Origin of the sequence: Mycobacterium sp. UM_CSW (assembly GCF_000455205.1) — a bacterium.
Lineage (GTDB): Bacteria > Actinomycetota > Actinomycetes > Mycobacteriales > Mycobacteriaceae > Mycobacterium.
In genome coordinates this window covers 1-15,022 of record NZ_AUWQ01000023.1, presented here as the reverse complement: position 1 = coordinate 15,022, position 15,022 = coordinate 1, and the positions used below count along the sequence as shown (strand labels likewise).

Here is a 15,022-nt window from a genome sequence, read left to right as displayed (position 1 = left end):
GGACCTATCTCACGCGGGTGCCGCAGCGTCCTCCTTAGGAGCCAGCTTCGAAAACAGGTGATCCGCCAAGCCGCGCACCGTGGTGATGTCGGCCGAGGTGATGCGTACCCCCGTCTGCGCCTCGATGTGCGTGCGCAATTCGAGATTGCCCAGCGAGTCGAGGCCGTACTCGGAAAGCGGGTGGTCCACGTCGATGTTGCGGCGCAGGATCAGGCCGATCTGCTCGGAGAGCAGGCGCCGCAGCCGGGTGGGCCACTCGTCGAGCGGCAGGTCGGACAGCTCGGCGCGCAGTTTGCTTGAGCCCGAACGCTTTTCGCCGGCCGACTTGAACATCTCGAGGAACTTGCTGCGCTCCGCGAAGGACGCGATCCACGGCGTCCCGATGAGCGGGCTGTAGCCGGTGTACGCGCGGTCGTGGCGCAGCAGCGCCTCGAACGCGTAGGCGCCCTCGTCGGGAGCGATCGCGGCGCCACTGCCTTCTGCGAAGTCCGCGCCGCGGCCGATCTCGCCCCAGGCGCCCCAGGCGATCGCGGTGGCCGGCAGGCCCTGCGCGCGCCGCCAGTGGGTGAAGGCGTCCAGCCAGCTGTTGGCCGCGGCGTAGGCGCCCTGGCCCGGCGAGCCCAGCAGGGCCGCCGCCGACGAGAACGAGCAGAACCAGTCCAGGTCCGCGGATGCGGTGGCCTCGTGTAGGTTCCACGCGCCGTACACCTTTGGCGCCCAGTCACGGTCGATCAGCTCATCGGTGATGTTGGTCAGGGTGGCGTCCTCGACCACCGCGGCGGCGTGCAGCACGCCCCGCAACGGCAGCCCGGTGGCGGTCGCCGTGGCCACCAGCCGCTGTGCGACGTCGGCCTGGGCGATGTCACCGCACTCCACGATCACGTCAGAACCTATCGCTCGGACGAGCTCGATCGTTTCAAGCGCCTTCTGCGAGGGCTCGGAACGCGAGGTGAGCACGATCCGGCCCGCACCGGACGCGGCCATCTTCTCGGCCAGGAACAGCCCCAGGCCGCCCAGACCACCGGTGATGATGTACGAGCCGTCGCGCCGGAAGACCGGTGCCTGCTCGGGCGGCAGCACCACGCTGCTGCGGCCGGCCCGCGGGATGTCGAGGATGAGCTTGCCGGTGTGCTCGGCCGCGCTCATCACGCGAATCGCGGTGGCCGCCTCGGAGAGCGGGTAGTGCGTGCTCTCGGGCATCGGCAGCACGCCCTCGGCGGTCAGCCGGTAGACGGTGCTCAGCACCTGGCTGACCTGGCTGGGGTGGCTGACCGACATCAGGCCCAGGTCCACGCCCCAGAACGCCAGGTTGCGGCGGAACGGGAAGAGACCCAGCTTGGTGTCGCCGTAGATGTCGCGCTTGCCGATCTCGACGAACCGTCCGCCCAGGGCGAGCAGCTTGATCCCGGCCAGCTGCGCGGCACCGGTCACCGAGTTGAGCACGATGTCCACGCCGTAGCCGTCGGTGTCGCGCCGGATCTGCTCGGCGAACTCGACCGTGCGCGAATCGTAGACATGCTCAATTCCCATGTCGCGCAACAGCTGTCGACGCTGCTCGCTGCCGGCCGTGGCGAAGATCTCGGCCCCGGCCGCGCGGGCGATGGCGATCGCCGCCTGCCCGACGCCGCCGGTGCCCGAGTGGATCAGCACCTTGTCGCCGGCCTTGATCCGGGCCAGTTCGTTCAGCCCGTACCAGGCGGTGGCGTGCGCGGTGGTCACCGCTGCCGCCTGTGCGTCGCTCAGCCCCTCGGGCAGCGTGGTGGCCAGGCGCGCGTCGCACGTGACGAACGTGGCCCAGCAGCCGTTGGGGGACATGCCGCCGACGTGGTCGCCGACCTTGTGGTTGGTGACGTCGGGTCCGACGGCCGTGACCACGCCCGCGAAGTCCGTGCCCAGCTGGGGCAGGATGTTGTCCAGGCTCTGGTAGCGGCCGAACGCGTTCAGCACGTCGGCGAAGTTGATGCTCGACGCGGTGACCGCCACCTCGATCTGCCCCGGTCCCGGCGGAACCCGGTCGAACGCGGCGAACTCCATCGTCTGCAGGTCGCCCGGTGTGCGGATCTGCATCCGCATGCCGTCGGTCTCGTGGTCGACGACGGTGGACAGCCGCTCTTCGGGACGCAGCGGGGTGGGGCACAGGCGCGCGCTGTACCACTCGTCGTTGCGCCAGGCCGTCTCGTCCTCGCCCGGGCCCGTCATCAGCAGCTGGCGCACCACCTGCTCGGCGCCGGTCTGCTCGTCGACGTCGATGTGGGTGGTGTGCAGGTGCGGGTGCTCGGCACCGATCACCCGCAGCAGGCCGCGCAGGCCGCCCTGGTCGAGGTTGGGAACGTCCTCCGACAGCACCTTTTGGGCGTTTCGGGTGACGACGAACAACCGGGGCGACTCGCCCTGCAGTTCCGGGAGCTCGCGGGCGATGCGCACCACGTGGTGCACCAAATCACCGCCACGCACGGCGCTTTCGTCGTCCGGGTTGCCGTTCTTCGGCTCCGTCACCACGACCACGCCGGCGAACTCGCCCTTCTCGACCTCGTCGCGCAGCCGTACGGCCATGGCCCGGTGGTCGGCCTGGTGCGGCCAGGACAAGGTCTTGCATTCCGCGTCGTGCAGCTTCATCGCGTCGGTGAACGCTGCGGCCACCAGGTCGGCGGCGTCGGAGGTGCTGATCAGCAGCCATGCGCCGGTCTCGGCGGCGGCGGCCTCGGGCAGCTGGCGTTGCTGCCATTCCACCGTCAGCAGGCGCTCCGCCATCACCTTGGCCCGCTCGCCGCTCGGCGAGATGCCGGTGCCCATCTGCAGCCCGCGCACGGTCAGCAGCACGGTGCCGTGCTTGTCCAGCACGTCGAGGTCGGCCTCGACCGCTCCGCCGCTCGCCGAGGTCACCCGCGAGTAGCAGTAGCGGGCAGTGCTGACGGGGCCGTGGACCCGAAGCCGGCGAACACCGAGCGGCAACAGCAGGCCGCCCAGGCTGGCGTTCGCGACGCTGGGGTGCGCGGCGACCGACTGGAAGCAGGCGTCGAGCAGCGCCGGGTGGACCCCGTAATTCGTCTGCTGGGTCCGGATCACGCTGGGCAGCCCGATCTCGGCCAGCACCGTGGTGCCGGTTCCCTCGGCGGTGTGCGCGCCGGCCAGGCCGGTGAAGGCGGGACCGTACTGGATGCCGCACAGGTCCATGGCGTCGCGGAGGTCGGCGCCCTCCAGGCGGCTCGGGTGGGCGTCGAGCAGCTCGTCGATGTCCTGCACGGACGGCTGGTCTTCGTCGTCGACGTCGTGCAGCACCGCGGACGCGCGGCGGGCCTGGACGCCGTCCTCGTTGGTTTCCACCACGAAGGTGAGCGCACCGGGCGTCTCAGCGGTGGCGGTGAGGCTGATGTGGGTTTCCTCGTCGAGCATCAGCATCTGCTCGAAGCGGACGTCGCGAACCTCGGACGCCTCGCCGAAGACGGTGCGCGCGGCGGCCAGCGCCATCTCGCAGTAGGCCGCACCCGGCAGCGTGGCCGTGCCGTGGACCTGGTGGTCGGCCAGCCAGGGCAGCGTCGCCGTGCCGATGTCGGCCTGCCAGACGTGGCGTTCCGGCTCCTCGGGCAGGCGGACGTGCTGGCCCATCAGCGGGTGCACCGCGACGCTGGAGGCCAGCGCGCGCGAGCTGTGGCCCTCGCGGCTCAACAGCAGCGACCGGTGCGTCCACGCAGGCAGCGGCGCGTCCACCAGGTGACCGCCCGGGTACAGCACGGAGAAGTCGACCGTGGCGCCGGTGGCGTACAGGTCACCCAGCAAGCCGCGCAGGCCGTGGGGCAGCGGCTGTTCGCGCCGCATCGCGGCGAGCGCGGCCACCGTCATGTCGAGGCTGCGGGCGGTCTGGTCGACCGCGTGGGTCAGCAGCGGGTGGGGTGAGAGCTCGCCGAAGACGCGGTAGCCGTCTTCCAGCGCCGCCTGCACCGCGGCCGAGAAACGGACCGTGTGACGCAGGTTGTCGACCCAGTAGTTGGCGTCGCAGTAGGGCTCCTCGCGGGGGTCGAACGAGGTGGCCGAGTAGTAGGAGACCTCCGGGGTCAGCGGCTCGATCTCGGCCAGCACGTCGTACAGCTCGTCGAGGATCGGGTCGACCTGCGGCGAGTGCGATGCCACGTCGACGGCCACCTCGCGGGCCATCACCTCACGCTGCTCCCACACCGCCACCAGTTCGCGGACCGTCTCGGTCGCGCCGCCGATGACGGTGGACTGCGGGGAGGCCACCACCGCCACCACGGCGTCGTTGACGCCGCGCGCCATCAGCTCCGAAAGCACTTGCTGGGCAGGCAGTTCCACGGACGCCATGGCGCCCGAGCCGGCGATCTTGGTCATCAGTCGCGAGCGGCGGCAGATGACCCGCACCCCGTCCTCGAGCGACAGCGCCCCGGCGACCACGGCCGCCGCGGACTCGCCCATCGAGTGGCCGATCACCGCGCCGGGCCGGACCCCGTAGGACTTCATCGTGGCCGCCAGCGCGACCTGCATGGCGAAGATCGTCGGCTGGACCCGGTCGATGCCGGTGACCTTCTCGGGCGCGGTCAGCGCTTCGGTCACGGAGAACCCGGACTCGTGGGCGATCAGCGGCTCGATCTCGGCGATGGCCGCCGCGAAGGCGGGCTCGTTCGCCAGCAGGTCGGTGCCCATGGTTGCCCACTGCGACCCCTGCCCGGAGAAGACCCAGACCGGGCCGCGCTCCTCCTGGCCGACGACTTCCTGGAACAGGGCGTCACCGTTGGCGACGTCCCGCAGGGCCGTCAGCAGCTCCGCGGTGTCGCTGGCCAGCACCGTGGTGCGCACGGAGCGGTGCCCCCGCTTGCGGGCCAGCGTGTAGGCCAGGTCCGGCGCCGCCAGCTCGGTGGCGTGGGCCTCGACCCAGTCCGCGAGCCGTGCGGCGGTTTCGCGCAGGCTGTCGTCCGAGGTGGCCGACAGCGGGAACAGCAGCGTGCCATCGCGGCCGGCCCGGGTCGCGGCGCCGTTGCGCGACAAGGGTTCTGGGGCTTCCTCGACGATGGCGTGCACGTTGGTGCCGGAGATTCCGTACGCCGACACCGCCGCGCGCCGCGGTTGATCGCCATTCAGCGGCCACGGCGTATTCTCTTGCGGCACAAACAATCCGGTGTCGATCCGGGCCATTTCGTCGGGCAGGCTTTCGAAGTGCAGGTTCTTGGGAACCACGCCGTGCTGGACGGAGAGAACCGCCTTCATCATCCCCAGCGCACCGGCGGCCGCCTGGGTGTGCCCGAAGTTCGTCTTCGAGGCGCCGAGCACGCAGGGGTTGCCGATGCCGTATACCTCGGCCAGGCTGCCGTATTCGATCGGGTCGCCGACCGGGGTGCCCGTGCCGTGCGCCTCGACCATGCCGACGGTGCTGGCGTCGACGCCGGCCGCCGCGAGCGCCGTGCGGTAGACCGCCGCCTGCGCCTCGCCGGACGGCATCGCGATGTTCATGGTGTGGCCGTCCTGGTTGGCGGCCGTGGCGCGGATCACACCGAGGATCCGGTCGCCGTCGCGCTGCGCGTCGGTCAGGCGCTTGAGCAGCAGCACCACGCAGCCCTCGCCGGAGACGAAGCCGTCGGCCTTGACGTCGAACGCGAAGCAGTGCCCGGTGCCGGACAGCATGCCCCCCGCCGAAGCGGAAGCGGACCTGCGCGGCTCCATCATCACGTTCACGCCACCGGCGAACGCGAGGTTGCTCTCTCCGTCGTTGAGGCTGCGGCAGGCCTGGTGGATGGCGAACAGGCCGGAAGAGCACGCGGTGTCGATGGTGACGGCGGGACCGTGCAGGCCGAGTGCGTAGGCGATGCGCCCGGAGGCCATGCAGGAGATGGTGCCCGGGTTTCCATAGGGACCGTCAAAGGCGTCGGTGGCGGCGTGGACGAATTGGTAGTCGCCGTAGTTCAATCCGACGAAAACGCCCGTTTCCTCGGCCATGGTGTCCTTGGTGAGGCCGGCATGTTCCATGGCCTCCCACGCGGTTTCCATGAGCAACCGGTGCTGCGGGTCCATCGCGGTGGCTTCTTTTTCGGTGATGCCGAAGAACTCGGGGTCGAAGTCGCCGACGTTGTCCAGGAACGAGCCCCACTTGCAGACCGACCGGCCCGGGACGCCCGGCTCGGGGTCGTAGTAGTAGTCGACGTCCCAGCGTTCGGCGGGAATTTCCTTGACAAGGTCGTCGCCACGGAGCAACGCTTCCCAAAAGAGGTCAGGTGAGTTGATACCCCCTGGCAGCCGGCATGCCATCCCGATGACGGCAACCGGAGTCACGCCTGCCTTATCCACTGTCCTTCACCTCTCCTTGCCTATCCACAAGTTCCTATCACTGCTGCTCGCTCTTATCTGGGCTTCGAGAAATCTCGTCGAATTTTTTTGTGCGAGCTGGCAACTCCGCCGCAACGCGCAAAAAACCCACCGACCCCCGGATCGAAGCCCACCCGTAAGAACATGGCGCGATCAGCAGCGTAGCGGCTTCGCTTCTCACGCGTGGAAAAATCGTGCGAACGTACAAAAATTTAACAATGCCCTGGCCAGGGCCGGTCGACGTCGGGCTTGGCCGAAGGCCCAGACGCATACTTTTGGGACGGTATTTGGCCATAACGTCGTACCGCCGTCGCCGCCAGAGGCGCTGTCCGCCAAGGTGTCCGGGCGTTTACCTGCCCGAACGGGCGTGACCAGGGACGTTGTCAGCGCGCGGCGTCGAGGGCGGGCTGAGGCGGCCCGACCCGCGCGGGCCGAGACGGAGACCAAATTGGGCGCACCGATGCACTGCATCGAGGATGCGTAATCACGCCATGCTAGGGGCTATTGCGAAACTCCGCAGGGAAATCGCTGAAATCTTTAAGATTGCAAGTTAAGTCCCAACTGAATTGTGGCGAGATTCATACTTTGTCGCGATTGGCGTGTCCGGTTCGGGGCCGAACCGTGGCGGCTGGCGCGGGGCGTGGGCGCCGTCCGGGGGGACTGATCACGGTCCGATCACGGCAGCCCCCGGCTTTGAATTCATTCGCTGGGGAGGGACGGGCTGGGCCCGCGCGGCGAGCCGGCCCGAAGCCGACGGCGTCGGGGTATCCAGGTGGGCGCCAACGGCATTCGCACGCGCGGCCCCGGCGCAACCCGCGCCGGAACCGCGGTTTTCACCGCCCGGTTCCGCGTTGCGGCGTTGGGGCTCCGGGCTTTTCGTTCATGATTCTTCGCCTCTGGCGACTGCTGCCGCTGGCTACCATTGCCGGTGAACGCGAGGTGTCCACCAGTGGACGGAGTGCTCACACCATGACCCCACCAACTGGGCAGGCCCGGGTCCCCCGACTGCCGCTTGACGTGGCCAAGGCCGCCGCCGACGAGGCCGCGGTACCCGACTACATGGCGGAGCTCAGCATCTTCCAGGTTCTGCTCAACCATCCGCCGCTGGCGCGTGGCATCAACGACCTGCTGGCCACGATGCTCTGGCACGGCGCCCTCGACCCGCGCCTGCGCGAACTGGTCATCATGCGGATCGGCTGGCTCACCGCGTGCGACTACGAGTGGACGCAGCATTGGCGGGTCGCGTCGGGGTTGGGCGTGAGCGCCGACGACCTCGTCGGCGTGCGCGATTGGCACGGGTATGAGGGCTTCGGGCCGGCCGAGCGCGCGGTGCTGGCGGCCACCGACGACGTGGTCCGCGACGGCGCGGTGAGCGCCGAGAGCTGGGCCGCGTGTGAACGCGAATTGCACGGCGATACAACGGTTCTCATCGAGCTGGTCACCGCCATCGGGGCGTGGCGGATGGTTTCGTCGATCCTGCGCAGCCTCCAGGTCCCCTTGGAAGAGGGCGTGGCCAGCTGGCCGCCGGACGGCCGGTCGCCCTAACCGATTGACTTATCAGTCAGTAACTCTTAGCGTCGGGCGATGCGAACCAGGGTCGCCGAGATGCTCGGCGTTGAGTTTCCGATCTGCGCCTTCAGCCACTGTCGCGACGTGGTGGCCGCGGTAACCAACGCCGGCGGGTTCGGGATCCTCGGCGCCGTCGCGCACAGTCCCCAGCGCCTGCACAACGAGCTCACCTGGATCGAGGAGCAGACGGGCGGCAAACCCTACGGCGTCGACCTGCTGTTGCCGCCCAAGTACGTCGGTGCCGAGCAGGGCGGGATCGACGCCAAACAGGCACGCGAGCTGCTGCCCGAGGAGCACCGTGCGTTCATCGAGGACATCCTGTCCCGCTACGGCGTCGTGGCCGCCGCCGAGGAGCCCAGTGCGTCGGCCGGGGGCCTGAACATCTCGCCCAAGGGCTACGAGCCGCTGCTCGACGTGGCGTTCGAGCACGACATCCGGCTGATCGCCAGCGCGCTCGGGCCGCCGCCCGCCGACCTCGTCCAGCGCGCCCATGACCGGGGCGTCGTGGTGGCCGCGCTCGCGGGCACCACGCAACACGCGCGGCGGCACGCGGCCGCGGGCGTGGACCTGATCGTCGCGCAGGGCACCGAGGCGGGCGGGCACACCGGCGAGGTGGCGACCATGGTGCTGGTCCCCGAGGTGGTGGACGCCGTGTCGCCGGTCCCGGTTCTGGCGGCCGGCGGGATCGCGCGGGGCCGCCAGGTCGCCGCCGCGCTGGCGCTGGGGGCCGAAGGGGTGTGGTGCGGCTCGGTGTGGCTGACCACCGAAGAGGCCGAGACGGTCCCCGTGGTCAAGGAGAAGTTCTTGGCGGCCAGCTCCTCGGACACGGTGCGCTCCCGGTCGATGACCGGGAAGCCGGCGCGGATGCTGCGCACGGCCTGGACCGACGAGTGGGAGCGGCCCGACACCCCCGATCCGCTCGGCATGCCGCTGCAGACCGCGCTGGTCACCGGCTCTCAGGTGCGCATCAACCAGGCCGCGACCAATCCGGACTCCAAGGCGCGTGAGCTGGCGACGTACTTCGTCGGCCAGGTGGTCGGTTCGCTCGACCGGGTCCGGCCGGTGCGCTCGGTGGTGCTCGACATGGTTGAGGAGTTCATCGACACCATCGGCCGGCTCGACGGCCTGGTCGGTACGTGACCAGCGCGACCCGCCGGCGCCGCGCGGTCAGCGACGAGGACAAGTCGCAGCGGCGCGAGCAGATCGTGTCGGCCGCCAAAGAAGTGTTCGCGCGCAAGGGTTTTCATGCGACGACGATCGCCGACATCGCGAAGCGGGCCGGCCTGGCCTACGGCTCGGTCTATTGGTACTTCGCCTCCAAGGACGAGCTGTTCCACGCGTTGATGGCGGCCGAGGAGGGCGCGCTGCGCGCCCATGTCGCTGCGGCGTTGGGGGCTCCGACCGCGAACGCCGGGCAGGAGGAGTCGCTTCGGGTCGCGGTGCGGGCGACGCTGGAGTTCTTCGAGTCCGACAAGGCGACGGTCAAGCTGTTGCTGCGGGATCCCTGCGCGCTGGGCGAGCGCTTCGAAAAACATCTCGGCGGGATCTACGAGCGGTTCATCGACGACATCGAAAGCTTCATCGTCGCCGCCCAGGAGCGCGGCGAGGTGATCAGCGCCCCGCCGCGCATGGTGGCGTACACACTGGCCGCGCTGGTGGGCCAGTTGGCGCAACGGCGGCTGAACACCGACGACGACGTCACCGCTGCTCAGGTGGCCGATTTCGTGGTGGCACTGGTGCTCGACGGGCTGCGCCCGCGCGGTGCCGATGAAACTTGTTAAATCCTGTGTGCCCGCGTAATGACTGCATAAAGATTCGGCCACACCGACCAGATCACATTGACCGTGTCGTGGCGGTCATGCATGATCGGTCGCGTATGCACCTCGTTAGGTGAGGCGTCTACACGAATACAGGCCACTGACCCCGAACGTCGAAAGACGCCCCGGGTCAGGACAGCTCCTCCCGGCTTAAGGGTTGAGCCCAGGTGGCTTCCGAGGGATCGGACACGTCGTGTAGTGCCAAAGCTCTGACGAGAGGGGTGCGGATCTCCGGCGGTTCGCCGGTTTCTGTACTCCTTTGGTGCGCGTGGATCGCGCGGGCAACCGCACGCGTCGTGACGTCGAGGAGGTGAGGGACGTATGAGTTCCAGCGATAGTCCGGATCGAAGTCCGGGCTGTGTTCCGTCCCGATCCGACCTGAAGCGCGACGTTCTCGGCTGAGTCGCCAACGCTAATCGGCTTACCCGCCAAGCGTTCTCGGATCGGAACCACAACGGGATGGGACACGTCAGTCCAGTCAACGTTCGTTTGAGTTCCGTCAGGAGACGATCATGACCGCAGTTCTGCACGACGAAGTGGTAACCGTCGCGCCCGCCCGCAAGCTGACCGTGGTGCGCGACACGACCCCGGCCCCCGCGCCCAAGAAGGCAACGCGTCGTGAGGGCACGACCATCGTCATCAGCGACCCGCTGGTGGACGGCGCCGCCCACTTCTTGGCCATCGGGGTGCGTCACGTGTACGCCGCGCTGTGGCGCGTTGGCGTGCTCGATGTCCGGGCCTAACTGCCTCCAAGGGGCTACCCGGCCGCAGGTCTTCCCTGAGACCAGGTAGCCCCTTGGAGTGCAGGGTTTGAGTAGAATCGAGACACTAGGCATCGATCCGGCGATCACCGGGGAGCCTTCGGAAGAACGGCCAGCAGGCTCAGTAGAACCGAACGGGTAGGCCCGTCACAGCCCTCATCGAGCGGTCGCGTGAGAGCGCGGCAAGCGGGGTGGTACCGCGGCGCTCGCGCACCTTGCGCGTCGTCGTCCCCGGCCTGAGCATGATGGCCACAGGAGACGACACAGATCGTGACCGAGAACGCTGACGTCAAGGCGTACCCCAAGCCGGCCGGCGGTGCGCCCGATTTTCCGGCGCTCGAAGTCGAGGTTCTCGACTACTGGGCGCGCGACGACACCTTCCGCGCCAGCATCGCCCGCCGCGACGGCGCCCCGGAGTACGTGTTCTACGACGGGCCGCCGTTCGCCAACGGGCTGCCCCACTACGGTCACCTGCTCACCGGGTACGTCAAGGACATCGTGCCGCGGTACCGGACCATGCGCGGCTACAAGGTGGAGCGCCGGTTCGGCTGGGACACGCACGGGCTGCCCGCCGAACTGGAAGTCGAACGCCAGCTCGGCATCAACGACAAGTCCCAGATCGACGACATGGGGATCGCCGCGTTCAACGAAGCCTGCCGCGAATCGGTGCTGCGCTACACCGACGAGTGGCAGGCGTACGTGACGCGCCAGGCCCGATGGGTCGACTTCGACAACGACTACAAGACGCTGGATCCCAGCTACATGGAGTCGGTGATCTGGGCGTTCAAACAGCTGTGGGACAAGGGCCTGGCGTATGAGGGCTATCGGGTGCTGCCGTACTGCTGGCGCGACGAAACCCCGCTGTCCAACCACGAATTGCGGATGGACGACGACGTCTACCAGAGCCGCCAGGACCCGGCCCTGACCGTCGGTTTCAAGGTGGACGGGGGTGAGCTCGACGGCGCCTATCTGTTGGTGTGGACGACGACACCGTGGACGCTGCCGTCGAACCTCGCGGTGGCCGTGAACCCCGAGGTGACCTACGTGGCGGTCGAGGCGGACGGCCGCCGCTTCGTGCTGGCGGAGGCGCGGCTGGCCGCGTATGCGCGGGAATTGGGTGAAGAGCCGGACGTGCTGGGTACCTATCGGGGCGCGGACCTGCTGGGTCTGCGCTACGTTCCGCCGTTCCCGTATTTCATGGACACCCCCAACGCATTCCGGGTGCTGCCCGGTGACTTCGTGACCACCGAGGACGGCACCGGGATCGTGCACATGGCGCCGGCCTACGGCGAGGACGACATGGCGACCTGTGAGGCGGCCGGCATCGTGCCCGTCACCCCGGTCGATTCGAAGGGCCGGTTCGACGCAAGCGTCCCGGATTACCAGGGGCAGCGCGTCTTTGACGCGAATCCGCACATTATCCGCGACCTGAAGAATGGCAGCGGTCCGGCGGCGGCCAACGGCGCCGTGCTTATCCGCCACGAGACCTACGAGCACCCCTACCCGCACTGCTGGCGGTGCCGCAATCCGCTGATCTACCGGGCGGTGTCGTCGTGGTTCGTCGCCGTCACCGAATTCCGCGACCGCATGGTCGAACTCAACCAGCAGATCACCTGGTACCCCGAACACGTCAAGGACGGCCAGTTCGGCAAGTGGCTGCAGGGCGCGCGGGACTGGTCGATCTCGCGAAACCGCTACTGGGGCACGCCGATTCCGGTGTGGAAGTCCGATGATCCGGCCTACCCGCGCGTCGACGTGTACGGCAGCCTCGACGAGCTGGAACGCGACTTCGGGGTGCGGCCCACCAACTTGCACCGGCCCTACATCGACGAGCTGACTCGGCCCAACCCCGACGATCCCACGGGGCGCAGCACGATGCGGCGCATCCCCGACGTGCTCGACGTGTGGTTCGACTCGGGCTCGATGCCGTATGCCCAGGTGCACTACCCGTTCGAAAACCGCGACTGGTTCGACGGGCACTACCCGGGCGACTTCATCGTCGAGTACATCGGCCAGACGCGCGGCTGGTTCTACACCCTGCACGTGCTGGCCACCGCGCTGTTCGACCGTCCGGCGTTCAAAACGTGTGTCGCGCACGGCATCGTGCTCGGCTCCGACGGCCAGAAGATGAGCAAGTCGCTGCGCAACTACCCCGACGTCTCGGAGGTGTTCGATCGCGACGGCTCCGACGCGATGCGGTGGTTCCTGATGGCCTCGCCGATCCTGCGCGGGGGCAACCTGATCGTCACCGAACAGGGCATCCGCGAAGGCGTGCGTCAGGTGCTGCTGCCGTTGTGGAACGCCTACAGTTTTTTGGCCCTTTACGCGCCGAAAGTCGGCAACTGGCGCACGGATTCGGCCAATGTGCTGGATCGCTATATCCTGGCCAAGCTGGCGGAGCTGCGCGACGAGCTCACCGCGTCGATGGATGTCTGCGACATCTCGGGGGCCTGCGAGCAGCTGCGCCAGTTCACCGAGGCGCTGACGAATTGGTATGTGCGACGGTCGCGTTCGCGGTTCTGGGAGGAAGACGCCGACGCCATCGACACGTTGCACACGGTGCTGGAGGTGACCGCCCGCCTGGCCGCCCCGTTGTTGCCGTCGGTGACGGAGATCATCTGGCGCGGTCTGACGTTCGAGCGCTCGGTGCATTTGACCGATTGGCCGGACGCGGACGCGCTGCCCGCGGATGCCGGCTTGGTCGCCGCCATGGATCAGGTCCGGGAAGTCTGCTCGGCGGCGTCGTCGTTGCGCAAGGCGAAGAAGCTGCGGGTGCGCCTGCCGTTGCCGAAACTGACCGTGGCCGTTGAGAATCCGCAGCGGCTCGAGCCGTTTGTCGACCTGATCGCCGACGAGCTCAACGTCAAGCGGGTCGAACTGACCGACGCGATCGACACATACGGCCGGTTCGAGCTCACCGTCAACGCGCGGGTGGCCGGGCCGCGGCTGGGCAAGGACGTGCAGGCGGCGATCAAGGCCGTCAAGGCCGGCGAGGGCGTCGTCAACCCCGACGGCACCCTGACGGCGGGTCCCGCCGTCCTACAGCCCGACGAGTACAGCTCCCGGCTGGTCGCCGCCGACCCGGATTACACCGCGGCGCTGCCCGACGGGTCCGGTCTGGTGGTCCTCGATGGCACGGTGACCCCGGAATTGGAGGCCGAGGGCTGGGCCAAGGACCGGATCCGCGAGCTGCAGGAACTACGCAAGTCGACCGGGCTGGACGTGTCCGACCGCATCAGCGTGGTGATGTCGGTGCCCGGCGAGCGGGCCGACTGGGCGCAGACGCACCGCGACCTGATCGCGGGGGAGATCCTCGCCACCAGCTTCGAGTTCGGCGAGCCCGCTGACGGCTCGGAGATCGGCGACGGCGTACGAGTGGCGATCAGTAAGGCCTGACCGCGAAAGTGCAACTAGCGAAACATTTCTCGAGTACGGGCGTCGGTAGTCGCACTTTCGCGACTTGTCGGAGCGCCGTGGCAGTCTGCGGCTATGGGGAAGGGGACACCGTTTGTCGGCACGCATGCCGTCGACGCCGGCGCGTTGACGCGACGCGAGCTTCGACGCTCATGCACACGGATTTATCGCAACGTCTACCAACGCCGCGACAGCGCGCTGACCGCGAAAGACAGCGTGATTGCGGCCTGGCTTTGGTCGGGAAAGCAAGCGGTCGTGGCGGGAAACTCCGCGGCCGCACTGCTCGGCGCAGAGTGGGTCGATCCCGAGTCGCCGGCGGACCTCATCAGCGGGCGCAAACGTCCGCCACCGCTGATCGTCAGCCGCAACGAATCGCTTCTGGAGGGTGAGGTCACCGCCGTCAACGGCGTTGCGGTCACCTCGCCGGCCCGCACCGCCTTCGACCTGGGGCGGCGTCCGGGCCTGGTTCCTGCCGTCATCGCGGTCGATGCGTTGGCGAGGGCTACCGGGCTCGCGGCCGAGCAGGTCGAACCGCTGACGGTGGCACACCGTGGCGCCCGCGGTATGAAGCAGCTGCGACAGGTGCTCGCTCTCGTCGATGCGGGCGCGGAATCGCCTCAGGAAACCAGGACCAGACTCGCGATCATCTCCGCCGGCTTGCCCAGACCCAATACCCAAATCGCGATCTACAACGAGTGCGGCGCGGTCATCGCTCGCATAGACATGGGGTGGGAGCGGTGGCTCGTCGGCGTCGAATACGACGGCGCCCAGCACTGGATCAACGCGCGCGTCCGAGCCAACGACATCGACCGCGCGGCCGAGTTACAGCGCCGGGGCTGGCGCATTATTCGGGTGAGTGCCGATCTATTGCGGAATCGGCCGGACATCCTAATCGCCCGGATCCGCGAAGCTCTGCGGGCCGCGGGCTGCGAGTGCTGACCGCGAAAGTGCAGCTAGCGACCTATTTCGCGAGTAATGGCGTCCGCAGTTGCACCCTCGCGGAAAAAAGTTTCCAAAAAAGTGTCCGACCCATTGTGGGTGGCTGCTCGTACCTATGACAGCGGCCCAACGGGGGCCGCGACGACATTAAGGGAACACACCATGAGCACCATCGAAGACTTCCAATCCGCTACTTTCGCCGCCATCCCGCAC

At 68.3% G+C, this 15,022-nt stretch carries 7 protein-coding genes and 1 riboswitch; of the genes, 6 read left to right on the top strand and 1 reads right to left on the bottom strand.

What is annotated here, in order from left to right:
• Positions 1-9 precede the first annotated feature (9 nt).
• Positions 10-6,291 (bottom strand): type I polyketide synthase, encoded by a 6,282-nt coding sequence (gene pks2 / locus N415_RS09930; RefSeq protein ID WP_068180385.1) that lies wholly within the window; start codon positions 6,289-6,291, stop codon positions 10-12.
• A 987-nt stretch (positions 6,292-7,278) separates the two neighbouring features.
• Between pks2 and N415_RS09925 the strand changes: the two genes are divergently transcribed.
• The 6 genes from N415_RS09925 (at position 7,279) to N415_RS09900 (ending at position 14,809) form a co-directional block, all read left to right on the top strand.
• Positions 7,279-7,854, top strand: a complete 576-nt coding sequence (locus N415_RS09925; RefSeq protein ID WP_068180558.1) for a carboxymuconolactone decarboxylase family protein — start codon at positions 7,279-7,281, stop codon at positions 7,852-7,854.
• Positions 7,855-7,893: 39 nt separating this feature from the next.
• On the top strand, positions 7,894-9,018 hold the full coding sequence (locus N415_RS09920) for a nitronate monooxygenase family protein (RefSeq protein ID WP_068180382.1): 1,125 nt from the start codon (positions 7,894-7,896) through the stop codon (positions 9,016-9,018).
• Entirely contained in the window at positions 9,015-9,659 is a 645-nt protein-coding gene (locus N415_RS09915; protein ID WP_068180379.1) for a TetR/AcrR family transcriptional regulator, read from the top strand. The genes N415_RS09920 and N415_RS09915 overlap by 4 nt, the downstream gene beginning before the upstream one ends.
• Before the next feature lie 94 nt (positions 9,660-9,753).
• A riboswitch (M-box (ykoK) riboswitch) is annotated at positions 9,754-9,923 on the top strand.
• A gap of 284 nt (positions 9,924-10,207) precedes the next feature.
• Positions 10,208-10,438: an Rv1535 family protein gene (locus tag N415_RS09910; RefSeq protein ID WP_068104990.1), complete on the top strand. Its 231-nt coding sequence runs from the start codon at positions 10,208-10,210 to the stop codon at positions 10,436-10,438.
• A 288-nt stretch (positions 10,439-10,726) separates the two neighbouring features.
• Entirely contained in the window at positions 10,727-13,852 is a 3,126-nt protein-coding gene (gene ileS / locus N415_RS09905) for an isoleucine--tRNA ligase (RefSeq protein ID WP_068180376.1), read from the top strand.
• 93 nt (positions 13,853-13,945) lie between these two features.
• Positions 13,946-14,809, top strand: coding sequence for a DUF559 domain-containing protein (locus N415_RS09900; protein ID WP_068180372.1), 864 nt, complete (start codon positions 13,946-13,948; stop codon positions 14,807-14,809).
• Positions 14,810-15,022 lie beyond the last annotated feature (213 nt).

Bases quoted from the DNA above. Each gene is read 5' to 3' on its own strand.
- N415_RS09925 (WP_068180558.1), top strand. From the start codon at position 7,279: ATGACCCCACCAACTGGGCAGGCCCGGGTCCCCCGACTGCCGCTTGAC.
- N415_RS09920 (WP_068180382.1), top strand. From the start codon at position 7,894: ATGCGAACCAGGGTCGCCGAGATGCTCGGCGTTGAGTTTCCGATCTGC.
- N415_RS09900 (WP_068180372.1), top strand. From the start codon at position 13,946: ATGGGGAAGGGGACACCGTTTGTCGGCACGCATGCCGTCGACGCCGGC.
- N415_RS09910 (WP_068104990.1), top strand. From the start codon at position 10,208: ATGACCGCAGTTCTGCACGACGAAGTGGTAACCGTCGCGCCCGCCCGC.